The organism is Pseudomonas sp. P8_241, assembly GCF_034008315.1.
Classification (GTDB): domain Bacteria; phylum Pseudomonadota; class Gammaproteobacteria; order Pseudomonadales; family Pseudomonadaceae; genus Aquipseudomonas.
This window is the reverse complement of the sequence record NZ_CP125377.1, coordinates 5,886,122-5,910,174: the sequence shown is the minus strand read 5'-3', so window position 1 is coordinate 5,910,174 and position 24,053 is coordinate 5,886,122. Positions and strand designations below refer to the sequence as shown.

Sequence of the window (24,053 nt, the reverse complement as noted above, 5' to 3'; positions counted from 1 at the left end):
TGCTGACTCTATGCGAATGCGCCTTATGTTACTGGGCGGCGGAAATGCCCTTGGGCAGGCGCTGATTCGCCTCGGTGCAGAGGAAGACATCGGTTTCCTCGCCCCCCGCCCGCCACAAGATGGCTGGGATGCCGCGAGCCTGACGCAACTGCTCGACGACACGCGCCCGGACGCGTTGATCAACCTCGCCTATTACTTCGACTGGTTTCAGGCCGAAGCGGTCAGCGAACAACGCCTGGCCCGACAGGAACGGGCGATCGAGCGTCTGGCCGAACTGTGCCAGCACCACAATATCGTGCTGTTGCAACCTTCGAGCTATCGGGTGTTCGACGGCTCCCGCGCTACCGCCTACAGCGAAAAAGACGAACCACTGCCCCTGGGCCTGCGCGGTCAGGCGTTATGGCGGATCGAACAAAGTGTGCGTGCCACCTGCCCGCAACATGTATTGCTGCGTTTCGGCTGGCTGCTCGATGACAGCCCCGATGGGACCCTTGGCCGCTTCCTCGCCCGAGCCGAAAAGCCGGAAGAGCTGCTGATGGCCGATGATCGCCGCGGTAATCCAACGCCGGTAGACGACGCCGCTCGCGTGATCATTTCGGTGCTCAAACAACTCGATTGCTCCGCGCCGCTGTGGGGCACCTACCACTACGCCGGGCATGAGGCGACCACGCCGCTGGCGTTGGGGCAGGCAATTCTTACCGAAGCCCGCAACCTGCATGAGCTGGCCATCGAAGCGCCGACCGCCCAGGCTCATGCCACGCGTCCGGATGCCGCCGAAGAGCCGCAACACGCTGTGCTGGCCTGCAAGAAGATTCTCCACACTTTCGGGATCAAGCCACGCGCCTGGCGTGCGGCACTCCCCGGTCTACTGGACAGGTTCTATCGCCATGGCTGAAGGTCCCGTTTTAATCACCGGCGGTGCCGGTTTCATTGGCTCGCACCTGACCGATGCCCTGCTAGCCAAGGGCCATTCGGTGCGCGTTCTCGATGACTTGTCCACCGGCAAGCGCAGCAACCTGCCGCTGGATAATCCCAGGGTCGAGCTGATGGTGGGCGATGTTGCCGACGCAGCGCTGGTTGCCCGGGCGATGGTCGGTTGCAGTGCAGTGGCGCACCTGGCGGCCGTGGCCTCGGTGCAGGCCTCGGTGGACGATCCGGTGAAAACGCACCAGAGCAACTTCATCGGTACGCTGAACGTCTGCGAAGCCATGCGCCAGGCCGGGGTCAAACGCGTGTTGTTTGCCTCCAGCGCCGCGGTGTACGGCAATAACGGCGAAGGCGAGTCCATCGACGAAGACACGCCGAAAGCGCCGTTGACGCCTTATGCGTCGGACAAGCTGGCCAGCGAGCATTACCTGGATTTTTATCGACGCCAGCATGCGCTGGAGCCGGTGATCTTTCGTTTCTTCAATATCTTCGGCCCGCGCCAAGATCCGTCCTCGCCGTATTCCGGGGTGATCAGTATTTTCAGCGAGCGCGCGCAGAAAAGTCTGCCGATCACGGTGTTCGGTGATGGCGAGCAGACGCGTGATTTTGTCTACGTCGAAGACCTGGTCGATCTGCTGGTGCAAGCCATCGAAAAAAACCAGGTCGAATCGGGCGCAATCAACGTCGGCTGGAACCAGGCAACGACGCTAAAACAGTTGCTCGAAGCCCTTGAAACCGTGGTCGGTGAGTTGCCTCCCGTGAGCTACGGTCCGGCCCGTTGCGGTGACATTCGGCATTCCCGGGCGAACAACCGGCGGCTGTTGGAGCGCTTCAAAACCACCGAACAGACACCCATGAGTGTTGGCCTGGCGCGGTTGTTGGAACGATAAATCGTTTCAAGCGGACATGAAAAAGGCGCCTTTTTACAGGCGCCTTTTTCACGGCCGGAATTTACGTTACAACGTGCGCAATTCCTGTGGCAAGGGAGCTTGCTCCCGGTCGACCGCAATGCAGTCGCCATCAGTTCTAAGTCTGCTCACCACTAAGCCAGGTTCACCACCACGTGAACGTTCTTTAGAACTTGTAACCCAGACCGACCATGTAGATGAACGGGTCCACATCCACGTCCACACGTGCCCGGGTACCTGGGGCAATCGCGTTGTTTTCAACGGTGGCGCGGGTATCGATGTCGATGTAGCGCACCTGGGCGTTGATCATGACGTTGTCTGTCAGCATGTAGTCAGCACCGACCTGCCAGGCCATGCCCCAGGAGTTTTCCGCCTTGAAGTTGCTGAAGCCGGCGGCCTCGGCTTCGCTGCCCACATGTTCGTCGTAGATATAGGTGTAGTTGATGCCGCCGCCGACGTACGGCTGGAACGCCGACTTCGGATCCAGCGGGTAGTACACCAGGCTCAGGGTCGGTGGCAGGTGCTTGAGCGTGCCAAGTTTGCCGTTGGCCGCGCTCAGCGCTGTGCCCTTGAGTTTCACGTCATGCTCGAACGGTGTCGCTGCCAGCAGCTCGATACCCACGTGGTCGGTGAGCATGTAGGCGAAGTTCAAGCCCAATTGCGTGTCGCTGCTCAGGGTCGCCTTGCCACCCAGGTCGGCACCCGCCAGCGGGCCTTGATCGACCTTGACGTGGGAGCTGTCGGCTTCCGGGTTGACAGTGATTGCACCGGCGCGGATGAGAATGTCACCGGCCTCGTGGGCGTGGGCGAGCGGGGCTGCGAGCGCGAGGGCAACCATCGAGGCGCTGAGCAAGGACTTGTTCATGGGGGCTCCAGAGGACGTTAAAAATTTTCTATGACCAATGGTAGCGGGCTAATGAATTTCTGGTGTTGATGTAGCTCAATAAATTTGAAATGGATAGGTTTTATGGTGTTTTTGCTGGCCTCATTGCAAGCAGACTCGCGATGAGGCACTAACAGACAACACAAGGGCAGCGGATTCACTCCGGCAATTCATAGAGGTAAATCTTGTCCGCCCCCATTTGATATCCGGCATCCGCCAGCTCGCTGCTGGACGCCTGGACCTGCAATGCACCTTCGATCCAGTACGGTTGATACAGCTCGTCGACTTTCACCCCGACTTCACTCCTGACGTGCACGATCTGGTTCGACGGCGGTGGCGGCACATGGATGCAAGCGCCGAAATACGGCACCAGCAGAAACTCGGTGGTGCGTCCTTCTTCGTTCACTTCCAGCGGCACGATGTAGCCCGGCAAGCGGATGTTCTGACCGTCGAGCGCCTTGACCACCGGTGCGTTGGGCAGGTCTTGCCTGGCGGCCGGCGCCGATTCGGCCGACAACGCATCGCTCATCTTCGACAGATCGTGCAGCGGTGTCATGTTCGGTACTTCAACCGGCGCGTCAGGCGGAATCATTTCCGACCAGGTCAGGTCTTTGGGCTGTGCCGCCCACAGGGGCAGGGCGACCAGCATCAACAGCGCAAGTACAGCGCGGGGCATTTTCAACATCCTCATAAACGGATCGACAGACCATCGGCCAACGATTGGCGATAGGCGCGCCAGGCCGGCACGCAGCCCATCAGCAATGCGGCGCCAAGGATGCCACCGAGCAGCGTCCATTCATATTCGCTTGGCCAACTCAGCGGCAAAAACAGACCGTAATTGGCTTGCACGTACCCTTGGGCTGCGGCGATACACGCATAGAGCAGTGCTACGCCCGTCACGACGCCCGACAGCGCCAAGGCAAAAGCTTCCAGCACCAGCAACGTCGCGATGTGCCACGGGCGCGCCCCCACGGAGCGCAGGATCGCCATCTCCCGACGGCGTTCGTTGAGGCTGGTGAGAATCGCCGTGAGCATGCCGATCAAACCGGTCAGGACCACAAACAGCGAAACCACGAACAACGCTTTTTCCGCCGTGCCCATCAAACTCCACAGTTCTTGCAGCGCCACGCCCGGCAAGATCGCCAGCAACGGTTCACCACGGAATTCGTTGATGTCGCGCTGCAGGGCAAAGGTTGAAATCTTGTTGTTGAGGCCGAGCATGAACGCGGTGATCGCCTGCGGTTTCAGGTCCATGTTGCGCGCTTGATCAGCCGTGACGCGACCCTCGCCCCGGGCCGGCACGCCGTTGTGCCAGTCGATGTGGATCGCTTCCATGCCGCCGAGGCTGATGTGCAACGTGCGGTCGACCGGCGTGCCGGTGCGCTTGAGAATGCCGACCACGGTGAATGGCTTGTCGTCGTGCTTGACCAGGCTGATCGCTGCCACGCCGTGGGCCAGCACCAGTTTGTCGCCCGGTTTGTAATGCAGCGCTTCGGCCACTTCGGCGCCAAGCACCACTTCGAACGGATCGGTTTGGAAGGCCCGGCCATCGCTCAGTTGCAGGTGCTGCTGGCGGCCGTACTGGTAATGCTCGAAGTAGGCTTCGGTGGTGCCCATCACCCGATAACCGCGATGGGAATCGCCGAGGGACATCGGGATCGCCCATTTCACTTTCGGGTTGTTGGCGAAATGCTCGAAGCTGTCCCAACGGATGTTGTTGGTGGCGTTGCCGATGCGGAACACCGAATACAGCAGCAGATTCACCGAGCCCGAACGGGCGCCAACGATCAGGTCGGTGCCGCTGATGGTGTTGGCGAAACTGGCTTTGGCCTCGGTGCGCACACGCTCGACGGCCAGCAGCAGGCACACCGACAAGGCAATGGCGAACGCGGTGAGGATCGCAGTGAAGCGGCGGTTAGCCAGGCTGGCCATGGCTAGACGGAACAAATACATCTCAGACCTCGGACGGGGTGGCGGCGCGATTGAGTTCGGCCAGCGACAGGTTGCGGTCGAACAGCGGTGCCAGGCTCTGGTCATGGCTGACGAACAACAGGCTCGAGCCAGCCTCGCGGCACTCGGCGAACAGCAGGCGAATGAAGTTCTCGCGGGCGTCGTAATCCAGCGCCGAGGTTGGCTCATCGGCAATCACCAGCTCGGGCTGTCCGATCAATGCCCGTGCGGCGGCGACCCGTTGTTGCTGGCCGATGGACAACGAATCGGCGCGCCGACCGAGGATGTTTTCATCCTTCAAGCCCAAGTGGGCGAGCAGGGTGGCCGCCGCTTTATCGACACTGCCGTGACGCTGTCTGGCCCGCTCGGCACGCAGTTTCGAGAAGTGGCAGGGCAGCTCGACATTCTCGCGCACCGACAGAAACGGCAGCAGGTTGAACTGCTGGAAGATGTAGCCGGTGTGATCGACGCGAAAGTGATCGCGAGCGCCGGCCGAGAGTTGCGTCAGTTCCTGGCCGAGCAGGCGGATACTGCCGTGATCAGGCTTTTGCACGCCGCCGAGCAGCCCGAGCAGGGTGGTCTTGCCACTGCCGCTGGGGCCTTTGAGGAACAGGGTTTCCCCGCGCTCCAGGACAAAGACCGGAATGTCCAGCAGTGGCGGGTGACCGGGCCAGCTGAAGCCCAGGTCGGACAGTTCGATGAGTGGTTGGGTCATTTAGCCGATTTCATGGGTGTTGATTGACCTGTGTAGGAGCTGCCGCAGGCTGCGATCTTTTGATCTTTTGATCTTTGAAGGTCAAAAGATCGCAGCCTCGTTTCACGCCGCAGCTCCTACAGGGCGATCTTCGGTGAGTTTAGAATTTGAGAGCAGCCGCTTTGGCCGCCACATCAACCCCTTGCTGCCCGCTCGGGCCGATCAGTTGTACCTGAATTTTTTGGGTGGCCGGGAACGTGTTGAAAATGTTCGCCAGATCCAGGGTCTTCAGTGCGTCGGGCGTAGCGCAGGTGAGTTGGTAACGGGCGTGGATTTCGCTGTGGTCGTGGTGATGTTCGCCTTCATCGTGATCCTCGTCGGCATCTGGTTTGTCGCCGAACAATGGGCTTTCCAGTGCCTGATTTTCCACCACGCACCCAGCGGCTTTCGGCAAGTTGAACAGCGCCAATGGTGATTCAAGCTGAGCACGTACGGTCGCGACTTTGGCTTTATCGGCATCGCTGGTGGCGGCGTGTTCGAAGCCCACCAGGTTCATCGCCGGGCTTTCCAGTTCCAGTTGCAGCGTTTGCCCATCCAGTGCCGCGTTCAAGCGACCGACGCCATGCTCGTGGGCGCCGAGGCTGCCGTGCTCATGGTCATGTTCATCAGCGGCGTGGGCGCCAGCCAGCGGCAGCAAGGCAAACGGCAAGGCGAGAAGCAGGCGGCGCATGGCGAGTCTCCAAACAGTAAAATGAATAAAATGTTATGTGATCTTATAACGTAAGTGCAGAGAGTTTGACTGTCTGCTTGGCGTTGCACAAGTCCCATGGGAGCATGCAAGCGAAGAAATGTGCGGGAGCGGAGTTATGTTGCGAATTCGCGGAAGCATCGGCGAATGGCCGGTGGATTTGACCCTGGAAATGGATGACAGCGACTGGGCACGGCTGGGTGCGCAGTTGCAGGTGGAGAAAACCGCCGTCAGCACGCCTGCGGCGAAACCGCTGAATCAGGACGAGGCACTGTGGCAGGTTGCCAAGGACTTGTTGCGCAAGGCCGGGCAATTGAGCGGGCCGCAGCTGCTTGATCAGCTCGAAGGGCTGGCCGGCAGCGCGGCGGCAGGCAAGCGACTGTTGGTGCGTTTGCGCCACAGTCCGCAAGTCAAAGTGGTGAGTGGTGGGGACACGCCGCTTTACAGTTGGATCGAATAAACCGCAAAACATCGCAGCCTGCGGCAGCTCCTACAGGGTTTACATTCCTCTGTAGGAGCTGCCGCAGGCTGCGATCTTTGGACTTTTAATAAAGCGCAGCAAACAGTTTGCGACGGTACGTGCTCACCAACGGATGATCGCTGCCCAGCAGGTCGAACACTTGCAGCAAGGTCTTGTGCGGCAAGCCTTCGCTGTAGCTGCGGTTGCGGATGAACAATTTCAGCAAAGCATCCAGCGCGGCGTCGTATTGCTGACGGGCCAGCTGCTGGATCGCCAGTTGATAAACCGCTTCATCGTCCAGGGGGTTTTTCGCCAGGCGAGCTTTCAGGTCAGCGGCGTCCGGCAGGTCCCGGGCCAGGCCGAGGAACTTGATCTGCGCCTTGGCGCCGGCCAGTGCGGCTTTGTGTTCGTCGCTTTTGACGGCATCCAGCACGGCTTGAGCTTCGCCCAATTCACCGCGTTCGGTCAGGCAGCGGGCGTAGAGGATAAGCGCCCTGGCGTTGGTGTTGTCCTCGCCCAACAGCACTTTGAGGATGGCTTCGGCATCGGCGAAGCGGCTGTCATCAAACAACGCCTGAGCCTGCTCGAGCGGGTCGGCGGCGGCTGGCGGGGGCATCTGTACGTGGGGTTCGAGCAAGGCGCGCACGGCCGATTCCGGCTGAGCACCGGCAAAACCGTCTACCGGCTGGCCATCCTTGAACAGCACCACGGTCGGCAGGCTGCGAATGCCGAAGCGGGCAACGATGTCTTGCTCCAGGTCGCAGTTGACCTTGGCCAGCAGCAACTCACCCTGATAGCTCTCGGCGATGGTCTGAAGCAGTGGCATCAGCACTTTGCACGGCGCGCACCATTCGGCCCAGAAATCCACCAGCACCGGTTTGTGAAAGGAGTTCTCGATCACTGACTGGTCGAAATCGGCAGTCGTGGCGTCAAAGATGTACGGCGTTTCCTGACTCATGGGCAATCTCGTAAAAGCGTGAATGTGCTCACTATAAGGGCTGGCGTAAAAGATCGCAGCCTTCGGCAGCTCCTACGGCTAAACCGCATTCCCCCTGCAGGAGCTGCCGAAGGCTGCGATCTTTCAACGGTTTCAAATACGTCGTGCGTGATACAGGCTCACATGCCGGAACTCTTCCGGCTCGGCCAGATCCGGCAAAGTCATGGCTTCGAGCATTTCAATGCGCCGGTACAACGGATGGCGAAAATCCCTGACCCGCGAATCCGCCACCAGGGCTTCGCGCCCGCGACTGAGAAACTCATCGAGCAGCGGCAGGTTCGCCCGGTCGTACAACACGTCCGCCACCAGAATCAGATCGAAGCGATCGTCCTCGGCGAAAAAATCCGTGGAGTAATTGAGCTGCACGTCATTGAGCTCGGCATTGGCCCGACAGGCGGCAATCGCCAGCGGATCAAGGTCGCAAGCCACGACTTCGAGCGCCCCGGCCTTGACCGCAGCAATACCTGCCACGCCAGAACCGGCGCCAAAATCCAGCACTCGCTTGCCTTTGACCCAATGCGGGTTTTCGGCGAGATAGCGGGCTACGGCCAGACCACTGGCCCAGCAGAAACTCCAGTACGGCGGCTCATGCAGGATGCGCCGGGTTTCTTCCGGGCTAAAGGCACGGTCCATGTTGTCGCCGTCGATCAGCCACAACTTCAGCTCGGTTCCCGGCAGCCCGCACGCCACCAGTTGCGCATCGCCCAACAGTTCACTCAAGGCCTGTTGCAGGTCTGGCGGTGCACTCATGGGGCTTTGACGAACTGCAATTGGCCCACGGCCTGGGTCGTCGGCTGCGTGATCGTTCGCGACGGCAGATGCAGGATCAGTTGCCCGGACTGACTGGCGCGGCCACGCAATTCAACGCGGGCACCGGTCGGAAAGGATTCAGGATTGAAGCGCAGGCGAAACGGCAAGGCCTGATTGGTGCCGATCAGGCTGGAGCTGGCGAGCAATTGTTGTGGCCGATCCTTGTCATCGATCACCAGCAGTGCGAGTTCGACTTCGGCGCCGGCCGGTACACCTTGCAGGGTGCCGCTCAATTCACGCTGATACGCCGGCAGCGGGCCGAGTTCAGCCGCTTCCCGAGCTTTTTTCTGCGCTTGCTGCGGTGCGGGACCGGGTGTCGGCGGCTGGGGCTGGGGTGAATCGCTGCTGCAGGCCACCAACAGGCCGAAAAGACTGAGCAAAACGAGCGGACGTAACGACATTGGCGGCTCCGGAAAGATGAAATCCATGGATCAAGTGATCATCCCGTCTGTATACCGCAAACCCTATGGCTTGTCTTGCCACAGGGATGCGCTACCATGGCCCTCCCTTTTTTTGTTGCCTGCCACCATGCACTGTCCCTTCTGCGGTGCCAACGACACCAAGGTCATCGACTCGCGTCTGGTCGCCGAGGGCGAACAGGTTCGCCGCCGGCGTGAATGCCTGGCCTGCGGCGAGCGTTTCACGACGTTCGAGACGGCTGAACTGGTGTTGCCGCGCCTGATCAAAACCGACGGAAGTCGCCAGCCGTTCGACGAAGAAAAACTGCGCGCCGGTATGCAGCGGGCGCTGGAGAAGCGCCCGGTGAGTGTCGAGCGCCTCGAATCGTCGCTGGTGCACATCAAACACAAACTGCGCGCCACCGGCGAACGCGAGGTCAAATCCCTCGTGGTCGGTGAACTGGTGATGGCCGAGCTGCAAAAACTCGACGAAGTCGCCTATATCCGCTTCGCTTCGGTGTATCGCCGCTTCCAGGACCTCAACGAGTTCCGCGAAGAGATCGATCGCCTGGCCCGTGAGCCGGTGAAAGAATGAGCACGCCTACCGAACAAGCCATCCTCGACGCGCATTTCATGGCCCGCGCCCTGGAACTGGCGCGCAAGGGTCACTACACGACGCACCCCAATCCTCGGGTTGGCTGCGTGATCGTGCGTGACGGGCAGATTGTTGGCGAAGGCTGGCATGTCCGTGCCGGTGAGCCCCACGCCGAAGTCCACGCCCTGCGCGCGGCGGGCGAGCAGGCTCGAGGCGCCACCGCATACGTGACGCTGGAACCGTGCAGCCACCACGGCCGCACGCCACCCTGCGCCGATGCGCTGGTCAATGCCGGCGTGGCGCGGGTGGTCGCGGCCATGCAGGACCCGAACCCGGAAGTCGCCGGTCGTGGTCTGCAACGCCTGGAGCAGGTCGGTATCGCCACCGAAAGCGGCGTGCTGGAAAGTGAAGCGCGCAAGCTCAATCAGGGCTTCCTGAAACGCATGGAACACGGCTTGCCGTTCGTGCGGGTCAAACTGGCGATGAGTCTCGACGGCCGCACTGCGATGGAAAGCGGCGAAAGCCAATGGATCACCGGCCCGGCGGCGCGTTCGGCGGTTCAGCGCCTGCGCGCCCAGGCCAGCGTGGTGCTGACCGGTGCCGACACGGTATTGGCGGACCACGCCCGTTTGACCGTACGCGCCGAAGAGCTCGGTCTGGATGCCGAACAAACAGCATTGGCCATGAGTCGACCGCCGCTTCGTGTGTTGGTCGACGGGCGTTTGCGCGTGCCGCTGGATGCGCCGTTCTTCAAGGCTGGCCCAGCGCTGGTTGCCACCTGCGTAGCGGTGGAAGAGCAGTATGCAAACGGCCCGGAATGCCTGATCGTGCCCGGCTACGATGGTCAGGTCGATTTGCGACAGCTGCTGGTCGAGCTTGCCAATCGTGACGTCAATGAAGTGTTGGTCGAGGCCGGCCCGCGGTTGGCGGGCGCCTTTGCCCAACTCGGTCTGGTGGACGAGTTCCAGATCTTCATCGCCGGCAAGTTCATGGGCTCTTCTGCACGACCGTTGCTGGACTGGCCGCTCGCCCAGATGAAGGATGCGCCCGAGCTCAAAATTACTGAAATTCGCGCAGTGGGCGATGACTGGCGAGTCATCGCCATTCCTTTGTCAACCGCGAGCGTATAATTCCCGGCCATCGCTTTAGCGCTGGCTTTGTTCTCGAGGAGAACCCCATGTTCACCGGCATCATCGAATCCATCGGCAGTATCCGTGCACTGACCCCAAAGGGCGGTGATGTGCGGGTTCACGTCGAAACCGGCAAGCTCGACCTGAGCGACGTCAAACTGGGCGACAGCATCGCGGTCAACGGCGTGTGCCTGACTGCTGTCGAACTTCCGGGCAATGGCTTTGCGGCCGACGTCAGTCGCGAAACCCTCGACTGCACCGCCATGAACGACCTGAAAAGCGGTAGCCCGGTCAATCTGGAAAAAGCCCTGACCCCGACCACTCGCCTCGGCGGGCATCTGGTCAGTGGTCACGTCGACGGCGTGGGCGAAGTGGTTGCCCGTACCGAGAACGCGCGGGCTGTGGAATTCCGCATCCGCGCGCCGAAGGACCTGGCCAAGTACATCGCCCATAAAGGCTCGATCACCGTCGACGGCACCAGCCTGACCGTGAACGCAGTCGATGGCGCCGAGTTCCTGCTGACCATCATTCCCCACACCCTGAGCGAAACCATCATGGCGTCGTACCAGCCGGGTCGCCGGGTGAACCTGGAAGTGGACTTGCTGGCTCGTTACCTGGAGCGCTTGCTGCTGGGAGACAAAGCCGCAGAGCCGACCTCCGGTAACATCACTGAAAGCTTTTTGGCCGCCAACGGCTACCTAAAATCCTGACCCAAGGGGGTGCCTTGTGGCGCTCAATAGCATCGAAGAACTGGTTGAAGACATCCGCCAAGGCAAGATGGTCATCCTCATGGATGACGAAGATCGCGAGAACGAAGGCGACCTGATCATGGCCGCCGAGTGCTGCCAGCCCGAGCACATCAACTTCATGGCCAAGCACGCCCGTGGCCTGATCTGCATGCCGATGAGCCGCGAGCGCTGCGAACTGCTCAAGTTGCCATTGATGGCGCCGCGCAACGGTTCGGGTTTCGGTACCAAGTTCACCGTGTCCATCGAAGCGGCCACCGGCGTGACCACCGGCATCTCCGCCGCCGACCGCGCACGCACCGTGCAAGCGGCCGCCGCCCGTGATGCCAAGGCTGATGATATCGTCAGCCCTGGCCACATCTTCCCGTTGATGGCCCAGGCTGGCGGTACGCTGGCCCGCGCTGGCCACACCGAAGCGGCCTGCGACCTGGCGCGCATGGCCGGTTTCGAGCCGAGCGGCGTGATCTGCGAAGTGATGAACGACGACGGCACAATGTCCCGTCGGGCAGAACTGGAAGCTTTTGCTGCCGAGCACAACATCAAGATCGGCACCATCGCCGACCTGATTCACTACCGGATGATCCACGAACGTACCGTTCAGCGGATTGCCGAGCAGCCACTGGACAGCGAACTGGGCCAATTCAACCTGGTGACCTATCGTGATTCGGTAGAGGGCGATGTGCACATGGCACTGACCCTGGGCAATGTCTGCGCCGAAGAACCGACCCTGGTTCGCGTGCACAACATGGACCCGCTGCGCGACCTGTTGATGGTCAAACAACCGGGCCGCTGGAGCCTGCGCGCCGCCATGGCCAAGGTTGCCGAGGCTGGCAGCGGTGTGGTGCTGTTGCTCGGTCATCCGCTCGATGGCGACGTATTGCTTGCGCACATCCGCGAAACTGCCGACCAGCAAGCGGTGAAAAAACCGACCACCTACAGCACCGTGGGAGCCGGCTCGCAGATCCTGCGTGACTTGGGCGTGCGCAAAATGCGCCTGATGTCGGCACCGATGAAATTTAATGCGATATCCGGTTTCGATCTGGAAGTTGTAGAATACGTGCCCTCCGAATAATGACCGGTTGTTTGCGGCCTTGAATTCGCGGTTCAAATATCACTGAGGGATGCGTACGAGACGCGTCCCGGCTCTTTAAGAGATCTAACGAATGACCCTGAAGACCATCGAAGGTACCTTCATCGCCCCTAAAGGCCGCTACGCTTTGGTAGTGGGCCGTTTCAACAGCTTCGTTGTTGAAAGCCTGGTCAGCGGTGCTGTTGATGCCCTGGTTCGCCACGGCGTGAGCGAAAGCGACATCACTATCATCCGCGCACCTGGCGCCTTCGAAATCCCGCTGGTTGCGCAGAAAGTCGCTCAGAAAGGCGAGTTCGCGGCAATCATCGCCCTGGGCGCGGTCATTCGTGGCGGCACTCCGCACTTCGAATACGTGGCTGGCGAGTGCACCAAGGGCCTGGCCCAGGTGTCCATGGAATTCGGCGTCCCGGTCGCTTTCGGCGTCCTGACCGTTGATTCCATCGAACAAGCCATTGAACGTTCCGGCACCAAGGCCGGTAACAAAGGTGCTGAAGCTGCCCTGTCCGCTCTGGAAATGGTCAGCCTGCTGGCGCAGTTGGAGGCCAAGTGATTAGCGACGAAAGCGATCGTTTCAACCCGCGCGATCCAAAGCCTGCGGATGCCGGCAAGCCATCGAAAAGCGTCAAGCGTCGCGAAGCTCGTCAGCTCGCGACTCAGGCGCTGTACCAATGGCACATGGCCAAGCAGTCGTTGAACGAGATCGAAGCGCAGTTTCGGGTCGATAACGATTTCAGTGATGTCGATGGCGCGTACTTCCGCGAGATCCTGCATGGGGTTCCGCAGTTCAAGACCGAAATCGACACCGCACTCACGCCTTGCCTCGATTTGACCATCGAAGAGCTGGATCCGGTTGAGCTGGCGGTTCTGCGCCTGTCGACCTGGGAACTGCTCAAGCGCGTCGATGTGCCGTACCGCGTTGTGATCAACGAAGGTATCGAACTGGCCAAGGTCTTCGGTTCCACCGACGGCCACAAGTTCGTCAACGGTGTGCTCGACAAGCTGGCCCCGCGTCTGCGTGAAGCTGAAGTCAAGGCGTTCAAGCGCTAACCAGCGCTTGGATCTGCGATGGGTGAGTTTGAGCTGATCCGCCATTTTTTCGCCGCCGCGCCTTGTGCGCAGGGCGGCGAGGGCGTTGCCCTCGGGATCGGCGATGACTGCGCCTTGCTGGCTGTTCCCCCGGGGGAACAGTTGGCGATTTCTACCGATACGCTGGTAGCCGGTGTGCATTTCGCCGACCCCTGCGATCCGTTTTTGCTCGGTCAGCGCTCGCTGGCCGTCGCGGTCAGCGACCTGGCCGCCATGGGCGCCACGCCCATTGCCTTTACCCTTGCCCTGACCTTGCCGACGGTGACAGCCGAATGGCTGCAAGCCTATGCCCGTGGTTTGAATCAAATGGCGCAAAGTTGTGGTGTGGCATTGGTCGGTGGTGATACCACCCGTGGGCCGTTGAGCCTGACCATGACGGTGTTCGGTCGTGTGCCGGGTGGGTTGGCGTTGACACGCAGCGGTGCGCAACCGGGCGATCTGCTGTGCGTGGGCGGTAATCTGGGCAACGCCGCCGGTGCGTTGCCCTTGGTGCTCGGTCAGCGCACAGCCAGGCCTGACATCGCCGAGCCGTTGCTAGCGCATTACTGGTCGCCGCAACCGCAGCTCGGTTTGGGACAGGCTTTACGCGGCAAGGCCACGTCGGCAATGGATATCTCTGACGGCCTGCTCGCGGATTGCGGGCATATCGCGCTGGCCTCGAAGGTTGGTATCCGCATCGAGCGGGACCGCTTGCCACTGTCGCAGGCCCTGGTCGCATTTGTCGGTTTCTTTGACGCACAAGTGGCGGCCCTGAGCGGCGGTGACGATTACGTACTGGCCTTCACCCTACCGTCCGTCGAGTTACCCGGTTTGCTTGCCGATGGCTGGCCGATCCATGTGATCGGGCGGGTAGTGACGGGGCAGGGCGTGACGTTGCTGGATGCCGACGGGCAAGACATCACCCCGCAAATCCGGGGCTATCAACATTTTCGGGAGTCACCGTGACAGATCACCCCAAACAGGTTCCGGCAGAGTTCGTACCGCCGTCGGTCTGGCGCAATCCTTGGCATTTCCTCGCGTTCGGCTTCGGCTCAGGCACCTTGCCAAAAGCGCCGGGCACTTGGGGCTCGTTAGTTGCGCTACCCTTTATACCGGTATGGCAGATGCTACCGGATTGGGGTTACTGGCTAATGCTGGGCATCACCATGCTGTTCGGCTTCTGGCTGTGCGGCAAGGTGGCCGATGATTTACGCGTACACGACCACGAAGGCATCGTCTGGGACGAAATGGTCGGGATGTGGATTACCCTGTGGCTGGTGCCGGAAGGTTGGCAGTGGTTACTCGCGGGTTTTCTGATGTTCCGCTTCTTCGATATTCTCAAGCCGTGGCCGATTCGCTGGATTGACCGGCATGTGCACGGTGGCGTAGGGATCATGCTCGATGATGTATTGGCCGGGGTGTTTGCCTGGCTGGCGATGCAAGGGTTGGTATGGATATTCGCCTGACCTGGGCAGGTCATCAGGCGTCAAGTGGGAGAACTAGGGATGGCTCGACACAGGTTGGTGGTGATGGTATTCGCCTTTTTTTGCTCACTCGCTCAAGCGGGAGAGGCTGAGACGACGCCGTCCGTAATTCACCTGGCCAGCGAAGATTGGGAAGACTACACCGCTGCCGATGGCCATGGATTGGGTTGGGACGTGCTGCGGCATGTCTTCGAACCGGCGGGTGTCAAAGTGGACATTCGTTCCGAGCCCTATGTACGTTCAATGGGCCTGGCCGAGCGTGGTGAGGTCGATGCCTGCGTCGGCTCTTATGGCAACGAATCCAAAGGCGTGCTTTATCCCCGCTGGAATTTCGACACCGATCATATCTATGCCTTGGGATTGGCGAGCAGCCCGGTGCCAACCCCTGAAACCCTGGGCAATTATCGGCTGGCCTGGGTCCGCGGTTACGATTTTCAGGATTACCTGCCCAACGTGCACCGCTATGACGAAGTGATCCGGCGCACCGGTATCGTGTCGATGCTGACTCACAATCGCGCGGACTTTTATATCGATGCCCTGACCGAGGTCGATTTCGTTCTCAATCGGGCCAAGGATCCGTCGCAGTTGCGCCGTACCCATATCGCCGAGTTGCCGCTGTATCTGTGTTTTGCCAAGACCGACAAAGCCCGCACGCTGATGGCGTTGTTCGATCAGCGCATGGAGCAACTGGTGAAAAACGGCGAACTCAAACCGATCTTTGAGCGCTGGAAGCAGCCGTATCCGTTTGACGACCATTAAATGTAGGAGCTGCCGAAGGCTGCGATCTTTTGATCTTGACGCTTTAGGATCTAAAGATCGCAGCCTTCGGCAGCTCCTACCTTGATGGCAGATCTATAGATATCAAACTTTTTGATGGTTATCGCCGATAATTCAGCCTAAGCGTCCTCCGGATCCTGCTGTTACAATGCCCGCTTTATGCGAACTTCAGATTCTTTAGATCAGGAGCACACCGGTGCCTGTCGTTTTTGTCGCCGCTTCCAAGCTGCCAACGCCTTTTGCGCAATTCACCATGCACGGCTTTCTCGATGAAGCCACCGGCCGGGAGCACGTCGTATTGAGCCTGGGTGAGTTCGACGACGGTGCCCCGGTACTCGGCCGGTTGCACTCCGAATGCCTGACGGGCGATGCCTTGTTCAGCCAGCGTTGCGACTGCGGCTCGCAACTGGAGGCCGCCTTGCAGGCTATCGCCCGTGAGGGTCGTGGCGTATTGCTCTACTTGCGTCAGGAAGGCCGTGGCATTGGCCTGCTGAACAAGATCCGTGCCTATGAATTGCAAGACGGCGGTGCCGACACCGTTGAGGCCAACGAGCGTCTGGGTTTTGCCGCTGATCAGCGTGACTACGCCATGTGCCTGCCGATGCTGGAGCATCTGGGCGTGAAATCCCTGCGCCTGATGACCAACAACCCGCGCAAGGTCAAAGCCTTGACCGACATGGGAATCGTGGTTGCCGAGCGGGTGCCGCTGCACACCGGTCACAATCCGCACAACCGCCTCTACCTGGCGACCAAGGCCAGCAAACTCGACCACATGATGGGCAATGAACATCAGGGCGAGGTAGACCGGGCGTGACCCGCGGTCAGGTACGGCGGCGACTGTCAGTCAGCTGGTGGCAATACCTGGCGATGGCCTTGTTGCCTCTCTTTGTGATCAATGCGGTGTTTGGCCAGAGCGAGGCGATCCTGCCGGTGCTGGCGATGCCGCTGTTCATCGCTGGCGTGGCCTCGATGTTTGTCAGCCTGAAATTTTTCGGTGCCTACAAACACGCGCTGATCGCCACTCAGAAAGCTCTCGACTCCCCTGAAGAGCCCGCCGCATGGATCAGCCTGGCCGCCAAGCGCCGCACAGCCTTTCTCGCCGCCGGCCTTCCGGCATGGATCGGTGCGCTGGCGGTGTTCGTCGGTCTCGAGGCGGTGCCACTGATGCTGCTGGCGCTGTCGACCGCCGTGCTGTTCTACCTCTATCGTATTCCGCGTCAACTCGGTTGATGCGTCCTGTCTGGCTGGCAGTTTTGCTGCTGGCCATCAGCGGTCCGGCAGCGGCTGTCGAGCGCGTTGTCAGCCTTGCGCCTTCCCTGTCTGAAATTGTCGTTGAACTGGATTCGGCAGACCTTCTGGTCGGTGTCCTGGATGCGGGCGAACGTCCTGCCGAACTCAAGGACTTGCCCTCAGTGGGTCGTTACGGTCAGCTGGACATGGAGCGTTTGCTCAGCCTGAAACCTGATTTGCTGTTGCTCTGGCCCGGCAGCGTCGGCCCGGCCCAGCGTGCCCAGCTCAAGCGTCTGAACATCCCGACTTTCGTCGCCGAACCCCATAGCGTGGTTCAACTGACCGTGCAGATCGAGGCGATTGCAACTCAGCTGGGTCGGCCTGAGCGTGGGGCTGCCTTGTCCACCCAGTTGCGCCAGCGGCTGGATGAACTGCGTCAACGCTATCGACGAGAGCAGCCGTTACGCGTGTTCTATCAGGTCTGGGACAAGCCGCTGTACACGGTGGGGGGAGGTCAGATCATCAGCGATGCGCTGGAAGTCTGCGGGGCGAAGAACGTGTTTGCCGACCTGCCGCTGCCAGCACCGCAAGTCAGCGTAGAGGCCGTGCTTCAGCGCAATCCCGAGGTGATTCTGGCCAGTGATCAGGCGCAGCTCGAGGCGTGGAAAGCGTGGCCGCAGGTGGCGGCGGTCAAGCAGCAGCAATTGCGCTTAGTGACAGACAAAGGCCTGGAGCGGCCGAGTGGGCAGATGGTCGAGGCGACTGCAAAGCTGTGTCAACTTATCGATCCTGAGCGCTGAGTTGCGGCGTACCTACGCGCTACCTCCTACAACTGTATTTCCGGTGTCCACGTCACCCCGAACATCCACGCCCGACCTTCTTCGCGATACCCATACTGACTGCCTTCATGGCTGTACATCGCCCGGCTGTAGCCCTTGTCCAGCAAGTTATCCACCTTTAGCTCCAACTGAATTTCACGGTTGAGTGCCCAACTGCTGCGCAACCCCAGCAACGCGTAACCACCCAACGGCTGTTGATTGTTCAAGTCGTCGTAGCTGCTGCTGACCGCCTGCCAACTGGCGCCGAGCCCGAGACGATCGAACTGTCGATCCAGGTCCAGGCTTAGCGTGCGTCGTGCGCGGCGGGCCAAGGTATGGCCGGTGTCGCGGTCCCGTGGGTCGATGATCGCCACGCCAAGGTTGCTCTGCCAGCCGAACAGCTCCTGTTTCAACGCCGCTTCGAAACCGTTGATCCGCGCCGAAGCAACGTTTTCCGGTCGCGAGTTGCTGCCGAAAATGATCGCGTCTTCAAGGTCCGTCCGGTAGAGCGAAGCCTCCAGTCTACTGCTCTCGGTCAGTTGGCTTCGCCATTGCAGTTCATAGCTTTTCGACGTCTCGGGCTTTAAATCCGGGTTGCTGAAGTCCGGGTAATACAGATCATTAAAGGTCGGTGCGCGAAAACCTTCGCTGTAGGTCAGCAACATTTCATTGTCAGGGTTCAGCGGCAGGGTGAGGGTACCGCTCCAGGTGTTCTGGCTGCCAAACTGCTGGTTGTCGTCATGACGCAAGCCCAGTTCGGTGGCAAAACTGTCGGCCTGATAACGATGCTGGATAAACGCGGCACGGTTCCAGCGGCTGTCTTCATCGAACGCGGTGCTGCTGTTGACCCGGTCTTCGTACCAGTCGCCGCCAATCATCAGGCTGTTGCGCTCAGTGAGTGTCAGGTCGTTTTGCCAGTTCACCGAGTCGCGATAGGTGTTGAACACGCTGCGCTCATCGCTGAGCTTGTCGAAGGTTTTCTCGCTGTTTTCACTGTGGCCGAATTCAACGCGGGATTTCCACACCTCGTTGATCCGGGCGTCGGCATAGCTGCTGACACTGCTCACATCGAATTCGTTGTAGGGCTGCTGCTGACCGAAGGTGTTCAGGTCGAAGCGCCCGAACGGGTTGTCGTATTCGCTCTTGCCGCGGTTATCCAGCAGGTTGGCACCGATCTCGATGTCGTCGCTGAGCGCGTGGCTCAGACTCAGGCTGAGCGACTTGTTGCGGTAGGCATCGTGATCACCGTCACTGGGATATGACTGGTGAGTGCGATCAATCCCGGCGGTTTCATCGAGGCTGGCGCCGAGATTGAAGCGGGTTTGCTCATCGCCACCGGACAGCCCGAGACTGCGTTCCCAGGTCTGATTGCTACCAAAGCCGACATGCAGTTGCGGCCGCAATCCTGGTTCGCCGCCACGGCGGGTGAAAATCTGGATTACCCCGCCAATTGCATCGCTGCCATAAATCACCGAACGGGAGCCGCGCAACACTTCAACGCGCTCGACCTGTTCGATGTTGATGTGTTGCAGGTTGCTGTCGCCGGAGGTTGAGCTGCCGATGCGTTGGCCATCCACCAGCACCAGACTCTGCGCCGATTGAGTGCCACGGATGTAGACCCCCGGCAGGCTGCCGCGCCCACCGGTCTGTGCGACCTGAACACCGGGCACACGACGCAGCAGATCAGTGACGCTGTCGGGTTGCAGGCGGTCGATGTCTTCGCGGGTGAATACAGTGTTGGCGGCGCTGCTGTCATTGCGCGCCTCGACCTGGCGGTTGGCGCTGATCAGCACGTCGGGCAATTTCAGGGCTTGATCGCGTTCGAAGGTGTCGGCCAGCAGTGGGCCGGCTGGCAACAGGGTCAGCGTCAGGGCGAGGGGAGAGAGTTTCATGGAGGATCCGGGATTTCAGATGCGACACAACGCCCCTGTAGGAGCTGCCGAAGGCTGCGATCTTTTGATTTTGATTTTTCAGATTTGGCGCTGCCGAAAGCCAGGATCAAAAGATCGCAGCCTTCGGCAGCTCCTACACAGGGTTAGCTGTTTAGAGGTTCAGCAGTTGCAGGCGTTCGCGAATGGACGCTTCGATCCCGGCCTCATCCAAACCGCATTCGGCCAGCATCTGCGCAGGTTTGGCGTGTTCGACGTAGATGTCCGGCAAGCCCAGGTGCAGCATCGACTTGAGGATGTTCTCGCGAGCGAGGAATTCGCTGACCGCGCCTCCGGCGCCGCCCATGATTGCGTTTTCTTCGATAGTCACCAGCAGTTCATGACTGCCGGCGATTTCGCGAACCAGCGCTTCATCCAGCGGCTTGACGAAGCGCATGTCGACGACGGTCGCCTCCAGCTTCTCGGCGACTTTCAGCGCCTCGGCCAATTGCACGCCGAATACCAGCAAGGCGACCTTGCTGCCCTGACGACGAATCACACCCTTGCCGATTTCAATCGGTTCGAGATCTTTTTCGATCGTCGCATTAGGGCCATTGCCGCGCGGGTAGCGCACCGCCGCCGGGCCGTTGTAGAGGTGGCCGGTGGTGAGCATTTTGCGCAGTTCGTTTTCGTCGCTCGGCGTCATCACCAGCATGCCGGGGATGCAGCGCAAATAAGACAGGTCAAAGCTGCCGGCGTGAGTCGGGCCGTCTTCGCCCACCAGACCGGCACGGTCGATGGCGAACAGCACGTCGAGGTTCTGCACCGCCACATCGTGAACAAGCTGGTCGTAACCGCGTTGCAGGAACGTCGAGTAGATCGCCACCACCGGTTTCGCGCCTTCGCAGGCCATACCGGCGGCGAGAGTCACGGCGTGTTGTTCAGCAATCGCCACATCGAAGTAGCGCTGCGGGAAACGCTCGCTGAAGGCCACGAGGTCCGAGCCTTCCTTCATCGCCGGGGTGATCCCGACCAGGCGCGGATCGGCAGCGGCCATGTCGCACAGCCACTCACCGAACACACCGGAATACTTCGGCCCGCTGGCCTTCTTCGGCGCGACGGCCGGGGCGTCCAGCGGTTCGAGTTTGGTGATGGCGTGGTAACCGATCGGGTCGACCTCCGCGGGAGCGAAGCCTTTGCCTTTCTTGGTGACGATGTGCAGGAACTGCGGGCCCTTCAGATCGCGCATGTTACGCAGGGTGGCGATCAGGGTCGGCAGGTCATGGCCGTCGATCGGGCCGATGTAATTCCAGCCCAGCTCTTCAAACAGCGTGCCGGGGACCAGCATGCCTTTTGCGTATTCTTCAGTGCGGCGGGCAATTTCCCAGGCGCCGGGCAGGCGCGACAGGACTTTCTTGCTGCCTTCACGCATGCTCGCGTAAGTGCGGCTGGAAAGGATTTTCGCCAGATAATTCGACAGGCCGCCGACGTTGCGCGAGATCGACATGTCGTTGTCGTTGAGGATTACCAGCATGTTGGCGTCCACTTCCGGCGCATGGTTCAGCGCCTCGAACGCCATGCCGGCCGTCAACGCGCCGTCACCAATGACGGCAATCGCCTTGCGATCGCTGTTCTGCAGGCGGGCGGCAATCGCCATGCCCAGCGCTGCACTGATCGAGGTGCTGGAATGGCCAACGCCAAAGGTGTCGTACTCGCTCTCTGAGCGGCGCGGGAAAGCGGCAATACCGTCCTTCTGGCGCAGGGTGCCCATGCGCTCGCGGCGACCGGTGAGGATCTTGTGCGGATACGCCTGATGACCCACGTCCCACACCAACCGGTCGTCCGGGGTGTCGAAGACGTAATGCAACGCGATGGTCAGCTCGATCACGCCCAGCCCGGCACCGAAATGCCCACCGGTCTGGCCGACCGTGTAGAGCAATTCCAGGCGCAACTCATCGGCCAGGGTTTCCAGCTCGGCTTCGCCTAACCGGCGCAGGCCGTCCGGCGTATTCGCGCGGTCGAGCAGGGGCGTGGTCGGGCGCTTGCGGGGAATCTCATGAAACGTCGTGGGCATCAGGCGAATCGTTATAGGTATAAAAGATGCGGCAGTTTACCTGATGCATCGCCCCCTGCCCACGCGTTGGTTTTTTTTGGCGTAATCGCCGTCAGCTGCGGCGATCGACGATATAACGGGCCAGATCGCGCAACGGCTCGGCCGCCGCGTCAAACGGTCGCAGCGCCTGCAGGGCCTGGTCGCGCAGTTCCAGGGCATAGGCCTTGGCGGCTTCGAGACCGAGCAGGGCCGGGTAGGTCGGTTTGTCCCGCGCGATGTCGGCGCCCTGGCGTTTGCCAAGCGTGGCGGTATCGCTTTCGACGTCGAGAATGTCGTCCTGGACCTGGAATGCCAGGCCAATGGCCTGCGCATAAGTTTGCAGGGCTTGCAGTTCGTCTTTCTCGGCACGGCCGCTGGCCAGGGCGCCGAGCTTGACGCTGACCTCGATCAGCGCGCCGGTCTTGTGCCGATGCATGTATTCAAGGGCTTTTTGATCGAGCTTCAAACCGACCGAGCCAAGGTCGATGGCCTGACCACCGACCATGCCCGCCGGGCCTGCGGCCAGTGCCAGGGCGCTGACCATTTGCAGGTGGATCACAGCGTCCAATGTGCTCAGGCGCGGGTCGAGCAGGGCGCTGAAGGCCAGACTCTGCAAGCCGTCGCCAGCGAGAATCGCGCAGGCTTCGTCGAATTTCTTGTGGGTGGTGGGCAGGCCGCGACGCAGATCGTCATCGTCCATGGCCGGCAAATCATCATGCACCAACGAATAGGCATGGATCAGTTCCACGGCACAGGCCGCGCCGTTGGCTTGCTCGGGCTTGCCACCCAGTGCTTCGCACGCGGCATAGGCCAGCAGTGGGCGCACGCGTTTGCCGCCATTCATCACGCTGTAGCGCATGGCTTCGTACAGCCGCGCCAGTTCCGGGCTCGGCGCGGTGAACAGGGTTTCCAGCGCTGTGTTGACGCGGGCCTGACTGCTTGCCGAGTACGCTGCAATCATTCTGGTTGATCCGCGTCGAAGGGTTCCTCGGCCAGCTCGCCATCACGCTCAAGCAGCACCTGAACCTTTTGCTCGGCCTGGGCCAGCGCCGCCTGGCAATCGCGAGTCAGACCGATACCCTGCTCGAAAGCGGCCAGCGAGTCCTCCAGCGACAATTCGCCATTCTCCAGACGCTCCACCAGCGTTTGCAGGTCGGCGAGGGACTGTTCGAAATCCAGTGCAGCTTTTTTGCGGGCCATGGCGGCGATTTCCGGTTGACGTTAAACCGGCGCGACACTAGCAGATAGGGGGGGCGTGGGCAAATGAAGGGGGGATTCGAAGGCCTTGATTTTGAGTGCCTCAAAGTTCGTGGCCCCCGATGATACGGATTATTCGGCTCGCATTATGAGCCGAATAGAAACGCTATTCGGCTCACCGTCCACCCGTTACCGTGATTCCGACCGCAATTTCAGATCCATCCGATTGTTTAAAAACGTCCCAATGGCTAACCTGCGCCCCCTCTACGACTCGACAGTCACGGGTCTTTCAGACGAAACGCAGTATTGGCATCTATAACGCGTCCAGGATCAGGCGCAAGGTTTCGTCATGCATGGCAGGAGGCGTCGCATGCGCTCATTTCTTTTGCTGCTGATCGGGGTGGTTTTCGCGCCCATGATTCTGGCTGCGCCGAATGCCGAGTTATCGGAACCTGTGGGCGGATGGCGCTTCAACGGGTTGCTCGATCGCACAGAAAACCCGCAAGTCGCCTATCCCACGCCACCCATTGACCGGGGCGTGCAGCGTAATCGCACGATGATCGAAGGCCGGCTCAAGGCCCTCGGCACCCAGCGCGGGCCGCACACCTTGGCGGTCAACGGTAATCCGCTGAATCTCTACACCGACGAACAAGGGCGTTTTGCCCGGCCCTATGCGTTTGGCGCCGGCTCCAACAGCGTCGAAGTACGCAGCGCCGAAGGTCAGTCACTCAAGCGTGTTCAATTCTATGAGGCCAACAATCTGCGCACCCCGGCGCGGATTCGCGTGGTGCTGGGTTGGGACGATCCGAAAGCCGAACTCGACCTGCATATTGTCACGCCCGATGGCCAGCATGCCTTCTGGGCGCACCCGGCGTTGACCAATGGCGGGGGCCTGGACCCTGACGGCGTCGATGGTCCGGGTCCGGAAATGTTCACCATGACCGCACCGCTGCGTGGCTCTTATCTGGTTTACGTGAACTATTGGGGCAACTTCGGCAGCGGCGGCTATAACTTCGATGAGGCCGGCAACCAGAACGAGGTGATCACTTCGCAGATCAATCTGGTGCTCAACGAAAATACCGTCGATGAAAAACGCGAGACGTTCATCGTGCCCCTGCGCGCAATCGGCGACCTGCTGCTGGTCAAGACTTTCAACTACTAAACATCCCGCTCCACGGATGAACTG

At 60.6% G+C, this 24,053-nt stretch carries 28 protein-coding genes; 16 read left to right on the top strand and 12 right to left on the bottom strand.

All coding sequences use genetic code 11. From position 1 onward, the window contains the following. Window positions 1-10 precede the first annotated feature (10 nt). Together QMK58_RS26565 and QMK58_RS26560 are read left to right on the top strand one after the other, a co-directional pair. Window positions 11-895 (top strand): sugar nucleotide-binding protein, encoded by an 885-nt coding sequence (locus QMK58_RS26565; protein ID WP_053162806.1) that lies wholly within the window; start codon window positions 11-13, stop codon window positions 893-895. Further along, a complete protein-coding gene (locus QMK58_RS26560) occupies window positions 888-1,817 on the top strand; it encodes an NAD-dependent epimerase/dehydratase family protein (protein WP_053162803.1) in 930 nt (309 codons plus the stop codon). The genes QMK58_RS26565 and QMK58_RS26560 overlap by 8 nt, the downstream gene beginning before the upstream one ends. 184 nt (window positions 1,818-2,001) lie before the next feature. Here QMK58_RS26560 and QMK58_RS26555 read toward each other — a convergent pair whose 3' ends face one another. From QMK58_RS26555 to QMK58_RS26535, 5 genes are all read right to left on the bottom strand, one after another. Then, window positions 2,002-2,700 (bottom strand): OmpW/AlkL family protein, encoded by a 699-nt coding sequence (locus QMK58_RS26555; protein WP_053162801.1) that lies wholly within the window; start codon window positions 2,698-2,700, stop codon window positions 2,002-2,004. Window positions 2,701-2,875: 175 nt separating this feature from the next. Then, window positions 2,876-3,394 (bottom strand): DUF3299 domain-containing protein, encoded by a 519-nt coding sequence (locus QMK58_RS26550; protein WP_053162866.1) that lies wholly within the window; start codon window positions 3,392-3,394, stop codon window positions 2,876-2,878. A gap of 11 nt (window positions 3,395-3,405) precedes the next feature. Continuing rightward, on the bottom strand, window positions 3,406-4,671 hold the full coding sequence (locus QMK58_RS26545; RefSeq protein ID WP_053162799.1) for an ABC transporter permease: 1,266 nt from the start codon (window positions 4,669-4,671) through the stop codon (window positions 3,406-3,408). Window position 4,672: 1 nt separating this feature from the next. Further along, window positions 4,673-5,383 carry an ABC transporter ATP-binding protein gene (locus tag QMK58_RS26540; RefSeq protein ID WP_053162797.1) on the bottom strand — a complete coding sequence of 237 codons (711 nt, stop codon included), beginning with the start codon at window positions 5,381-5,383 and terminating at the stop codon, window positions 4,673-4,675. Between the two features lie 139 nt (window positions 5,384-5,522). Beyond that, window positions 5,523-6,092 carry a DUF2796 domain-containing protein gene (locus QMK58_RS26535; RefSeq protein WP_053162796.1) on the bottom strand — a complete coding sequence of 190 codons (570 nt, stop codon included), beginning with the start codon at window positions 6,090-6,092 and terminating at the stop codon, window positions 5,523-5,525. A 136-nt stretch (window positions 6,093-6,228) separates the two neighbouring features. Between QMK58_RS26535 and QMK58_RS26530 the strand changes: the two genes are divergently transcribed. Then, complete coding sequence (locus QMK58_RS26530; RefSeq protein ID WP_053162795.1) at window positions 6,229-6,570, top strand: hypothetical protein; 342 nt, start codon at window positions 6,229-6,231, stop codon at window positions 6,568-6,570. An 85-nt stretch (window positions 6,571-6,655) separates the two neighbouring features. Here the strand turns inward: QMK58_RS26530 and trxA are convergent, their stop codons facing one another. The 3 genes from trxA to QMK58_RS26515 form a co-directional block, all read right to left on the bottom strand. After that, complete coding sequence (gene trxA / locus QMK58_RS26525) at window positions 6,656-7,528, bottom strand: thioredoxin (protein ID WP_053162794.1); 873 nt, start codon at window positions 7,526-7,528, stop codon at window positions 6,656-6,658. Window positions 7,529-7,660: 132 nt separating this feature from the next. Beyond that, window positions 7,661-8,317: a class I SAM-dependent methyltransferase gene (locus QMK58_RS26520; RefSeq protein ID WP_320395631.1), complete on the bottom strand. Its 657-nt coding sequence runs from the start codon at window positions 8,315-8,317 to the stop codon at window positions 7,661-7,663. Beyond that, window positions 8,314-8,778, bottom strand: coding sequence for a YbaY family lipoprotein (locus QMK58_RS26515; RefSeq protein WP_053162790.1), 465 nt, complete (start codon window positions 8,776-8,778; stop codon window positions 8,314-8,316). Before QMK58_RS26515 ends, QMK58_RS26520 begins: the two co-directional genes overlap by 4 nt. Window positions 8,779-8,905: 127 nt before the next feature. On the opposite strand from QMK58_RS26515, the gene nrdR reads away from it, so the two are divergent. From nrdR to QMK58_RS26455, 12 genes are all read left to right on the top strand, one after another. Then, the gene (nrdR, locus tag QMK58_RS26510; RefSeq protein ID WP_003228656.1) at window positions 8,906-9,370 is read left to right on the top strand and encodes a transcriptional regulator NrdR; all 465 of its coding nucleotides are present in this window, start codon (window positions 8,906-8,908) and stop codon (window positions 9,368-9,370) included. After that, window positions 9,367-10,500 (top strand): bifunctional diaminohydroxyphosphoribosylaminopyrimidine deaminase/5-amino-6-(5-phosphoribosylamino)uracil reductase RibD, encoded by a 1,134-nt coding sequence (gene ribD / locus QMK58_RS26505; protein ID WP_053162787.1) that lies wholly within the window; start codon window positions 9,367-9,369, stop codon window positions 10,498-10,500. Before nrdR ends, ribD begins: the two co-directional genes overlap by 4 nt. Before the next feature lie 47 nt (window positions 10,501-10,547). Continuing rightward, complete coding sequence (locus QMK58_RS26500; RefSeq protein WP_053162786.1) at window positions 10,548-11,210, top strand: riboflavin synthase; 663 nt, start codon at window positions 10,548-10,550, stop codon at window positions 11,208-11,210. A gap of 16 nt (window positions 11,211-11,226) precedes the next feature. After that, window positions 11,227-12,318, top strand: coding sequence for a bifunctional 3,4-dihydroxy-2-butanone-4-phosphate synthase/GTP cyclohydrolase II (gene ribBA, locus QMK58_RS26495; RefSeq protein ID WP_053162784.1), 1,092 nt, complete (start codon window positions 11,227-11,229; stop codon window positions 12,316-12,318). A 91-nt stretch (window positions 12,319-12,409) separates the two neighbouring features. Then, window positions 12,410-12,886, top strand: coding sequence for a 6,7-dimethyl-8-ribityllumazine synthase (ribE, locus tag QMK58_RS26490; RefSeq protein WP_003228649.1), 477 nt, complete (start codon window positions 12,410-12,412; stop codon window positions 12,884-12,886). Next, complete coding sequence (gene nusB, locus QMK58_RS26485; RefSeq protein ID WP_003185935.1) at window positions 12,883-13,383, top strand: transcription antitermination factor NusB; 501 nt, start codon at window positions 12,883-12,885, stop codon at window positions 13,381-13,383. The genes ribE and nusB overlap by 4 nt, the downstream gene beginning before the upstream one ends. A gap of 18 nt (window positions 13,384-13,401) precedes the next feature. After that, window positions 13,402-14,367 (top strand): thiamine-phosphate kinase, encoded by a 966-nt coding sequence (thiL, locus tag QMK58_RS26480; RefSeq protein ID WP_053162782.1) that lies wholly within the window; start codon window positions 13,402-13,404, stop codon window positions 14,365-14,367. Continuing rightward, window positions 14,364-14,867 (top strand): phosphatidylglycerophosphatase A, encoded by a 504-nt coding sequence (locus tag QMK58_RS26475; protein WP_053162780.1) that lies wholly within the window; start codon window positions 14,364-14,366, stop codon window positions 14,865-14,867. The genes thiL and QMK58_RS26475 overlap by 4 nt, the downstream gene beginning before the upstream one ends. 39 nt (window positions 14,868-14,906) lie before the next feature. After that, window positions 14,907-15,644 (top strand): transporter substrate-binding domain-containing protein, encoded by a 738-nt coding sequence (locus QMK58_RS26470; RefSeq protein ID WP_320395630.1) that lies wholly within the window; start codon window positions 14,907-14,909, stop codon window positions 15,642-15,644. A 214-nt stretch (window positions 15,645-15,858) separates the two neighbouring features. Further along, window positions 15,859-16,476 carry a GTP cyclohydrolase II gene (gene ribA / locus QMK58_RS26465; RefSeq protein WP_008053837.1) on the top strand — a complete coding sequence of 206 codons (618 nt, stop codon included), beginning with the start codon at window positions 15,859-15,861 and terminating at the stop codon, window positions 16,474-16,476. Continuing rightward, entirely contained in the window at window positions 16,473-16,892 is a 420-nt protein-coding gene (locus tag QMK58_RS26460; protein ID WP_320395629.1) for an MFS transporter, read from the top strand. The genes ribA and QMK58_RS26460 overlap by 4 nt, the downstream gene beginning before the upstream one ends. After that, window positions 16,892-17,692: a cobalamin-binding protein gene (locus QMK58_RS26455; protein ID WP_053162773.1), complete on the top strand. Its 801-nt coding sequence runs from the start codon at window positions 16,892-16,894 to the stop codon at window positions 17,690-17,692. The genes QMK58_RS26460 and QMK58_RS26455 overlap by 1 nt, the downstream gene beginning before the upstream one ends. Before the next feature lie 26 nt (window positions 17,693-17,718). On the opposite strand, the gene QMK58_RS26450 is transcribed toward QMK58_RS26455, so the two are convergent. The 4 genes from QMK58_RS26450 to QMK58_RS26435 form a co-directional block, all read right to left on the bottom strand. Next, the gene (locus QMK58_RS26450) at window positions 17,719-19,602 is read right to left on the bottom strand and encodes a TonB-dependent receptor domain-containing protein (protein WP_320395628.1); all 1,884 of its coding nucleotides are present in this window, start codon (window positions 19,600-19,602) and stop codon (window positions 17,719-17,721) included. Between the two features lie 151 nt (window positions 19,603-19,753). Next, entirely contained in the window at window positions 19,754-21,652 is a 1,899-nt protein-coding gene (gene dxs / locus QMK58_RS26445; RefSeq protein ID WP_053162769.1) for a 1-deoxy-D-xylulose-5-phosphate synthase, read from the bottom strand. A 91-nt stretch (window positions 21,653-21,743) separates the two neighbouring features. After that, window positions 21,744-22,631: a (2E,6E)-farnesyl diphosphate synthase gene (gene ispA, locus QMK58_RS26440; protein ID WP_320395627.1), complete on the bottom strand. Its 888-nt coding sequence runs from the start codon at window positions 22,629-22,631 to the stop codon at window positions 21,744-21,746. Next, a complete protein-coding gene (locus tag QMK58_RS26435; RefSeq protein ID WP_007970180.1) occupies window positions 22,628-22,870 on the bottom strand; it encodes an exodeoxyribonuclease VII small subunit in 243 nt (80 codons plus the stop codon). Before QMK58_RS26435 ends, ispA begins: the two co-directional genes overlap by 4 nt. A gap of 367 nt (window positions 22,871-23,237) precedes the next feature. Between QMK58_RS26435 and QMK58_RS26430 the strand changes: the two genes are divergently transcribed. Then, complete coding sequence (locus tag QMK58_RS26430; RefSeq protein WP_053162766.1) at window positions 23,238-24,029, top strand: YfaP family protein; 792 nt, start codon at window positions 23,238-23,240, stop codon at window positions 24,027-24,029. The last annotated feature ends 24 nt before the right edge of the window (window positions 24,030-24,053 follow it).

What these genes read in the sequence shown, in the direction of transcription:
- QMK58_RS26565 (WP_053162806.1), top strand. Translation starts at nt 11, where the DNA reads ATGCGAATGCGCCTTATGTTACTGGGCGGCGGAAATGCCCTTGGGCAG.
- QMK58_RS26560 (WP_053162803.1), top strand. Translation starts at nt 888, where the DNA reads ATGGCTGAAGGTCCCGTTTTAATCACCGGCGGTGCCGGTTTCATTGGC.
- QMK58_RS26555 (WP_053162801.1), bottom strand. Translation starts at nt 2,700, where the DNA reads ATGAACAAGTCCTTGCTCAGCGCCTCGATGGTTGCCCTCGCGCTCGCA.
- QMK58_RS26550 (WP_053162866.1), bottom strand. Translation starts at nt 3,394, where the DNA reads ATGCCCCGCGCTGTACTTGCGCTGTTGATGCTGGTCGCCCTGCCCCTG.
- QMK58_RS26545 (WP_053162799.1), bottom strand. Translation starts at nt 4,671, where the DNA reads ATGTATTTGTTCCGTCTAGCCATGGCCAGCCTGGCTAACCGCCGCTTC.
- QMK58_RS26540 (WP_053162797.1), bottom strand. Translation starts at nt 5,383, where the DNA reads ATGACCCAACCACTCATCGAACTGTCCGACCTGGGCTTCAGCTGGCCC.
- QMK58_RS26535 (WP_053162796.1), bottom strand. Translation starts at nt 6,092, where the DNA reads ATGCGCCGCCTGCTTCTCGCCTTGCCGTTTGCCTTGCTGCCGCTGGCT.
- QMK58_RS26530 (WP_053162795.1), top strand. Translation starts at nt 6,229, where the DNA reads ATGTTGCGAATTCGCGGAAGCATCGGCGAATGGCCGGTGGATTTGACC.
- trxA (WP_053162794.1), bottom strand. Translation starts at nt 7,528, where the DNA reads ATGAGTCAGGAAACGCCGTACATCTTTGACGCCACGACTGCCGATTTC.
- QMK58_RS26520 (WP_320395631.1), bottom strand. Translation starts at nt 8,317, where the DNA reads ATGAGTGCACCGCCAGACCTGCAACAGGCCTTGAGTGAACTGTTGGGC.
- QMK58_RS26515 (WP_053162790.1), bottom strand. Translation starts at nt 8,778, where the DNA reads ATGTCGTTACGTCCGCTCGTTTTGCTCAGTCTTTTCGGCCTGTTGGTG.
- nrdR (WP_003228656.1), top strand. Translation starts at nt 8,906, where the DNA reads ATGCACTGTCCCTTCTGCGGTGCCAACGACACCAAGGTCATCGACTCG.
- ribD (WP_053162787.1), top strand. Translation starts at nt 9,367, where the DNA reads ATGAGCACGCCTACCGAACAAGCCATCCTCGACGCGCATTTCATGGCC.
- QMK58_RS26500 (WP_053162786.1), top strand. Translation starts at nt 10,548, where the DNA reads ATGTTCACCGGCATCATCGAATCCATCGGCAGTATCCGTGCACTGACC.
- ribE (WP_003228649.1), top strand. Translation starts at nt 12,410, where the DNA reads ATGACCCTGAAGACCATCGAAGGTACCTTCATCGCCCCTAAAGGCCGC.
- thiL (WP_053162782.1), top strand. Translation starts at nt 13,402, where the DNA reads ATGGGTGAGTTTGAGCTGATCCGCCATTTTTTCGCCGCCGCGCCTTGT.
- QMK58_RS26470 (WP_320395630.1), top strand. Translation starts at nt 14,907, where the DNA reads ATGGCTCGACACAGGTTGGTGGTGATGGTATTCGCCTTTTTTTGCTCA.
- QMK58_RS26455 (WP_053162773.1), top strand. Translation starts at nt 16,892, where the DNA reads ATGCGTCCTGTCTGGCTGGCAGTTTTGCTGCTGGCCATCAGCGGTCCG.
- QMK58_RS26450 (WP_320395628.1), bottom strand. Translation starts at nt 19,602, where the DNA reads ATGAAACTCTCTCCCCTCGCCCTGACGCTGACCCTGTTGCCAGCCGGC.
- dxs (WP_053162769.1), bottom strand. Translation starts at nt 21,652, where the DNA reads ATGCCCACGACGTTTCATGAGATTCCCCGCAAGCGCCCGACCACGCCC.
- ispA (WP_320395627.1), bottom strand. Translation starts at nt 22,631, where the DNA reads ATGATTGCAGCGTACTCGGCAAGCAGTCAGGCCCGCGTCAACACAGCG.
- QMK58_RS26435 (WP_007970180.1), bottom strand. Translation starts at nt 22,870, where the DNA reads ATGGCCCGCAAAAAAGCTGCACTGGATTTCGAACAGTCCCTCGCCGAC.
- QMK58_RS26430 (WP_053162766.1), top strand. Translation starts at nt 23,238, where the DNA reads ATGCGCTCATTTCTTTTGCTGCTGATCGGGGTGGTTTTCGCGCCCATG.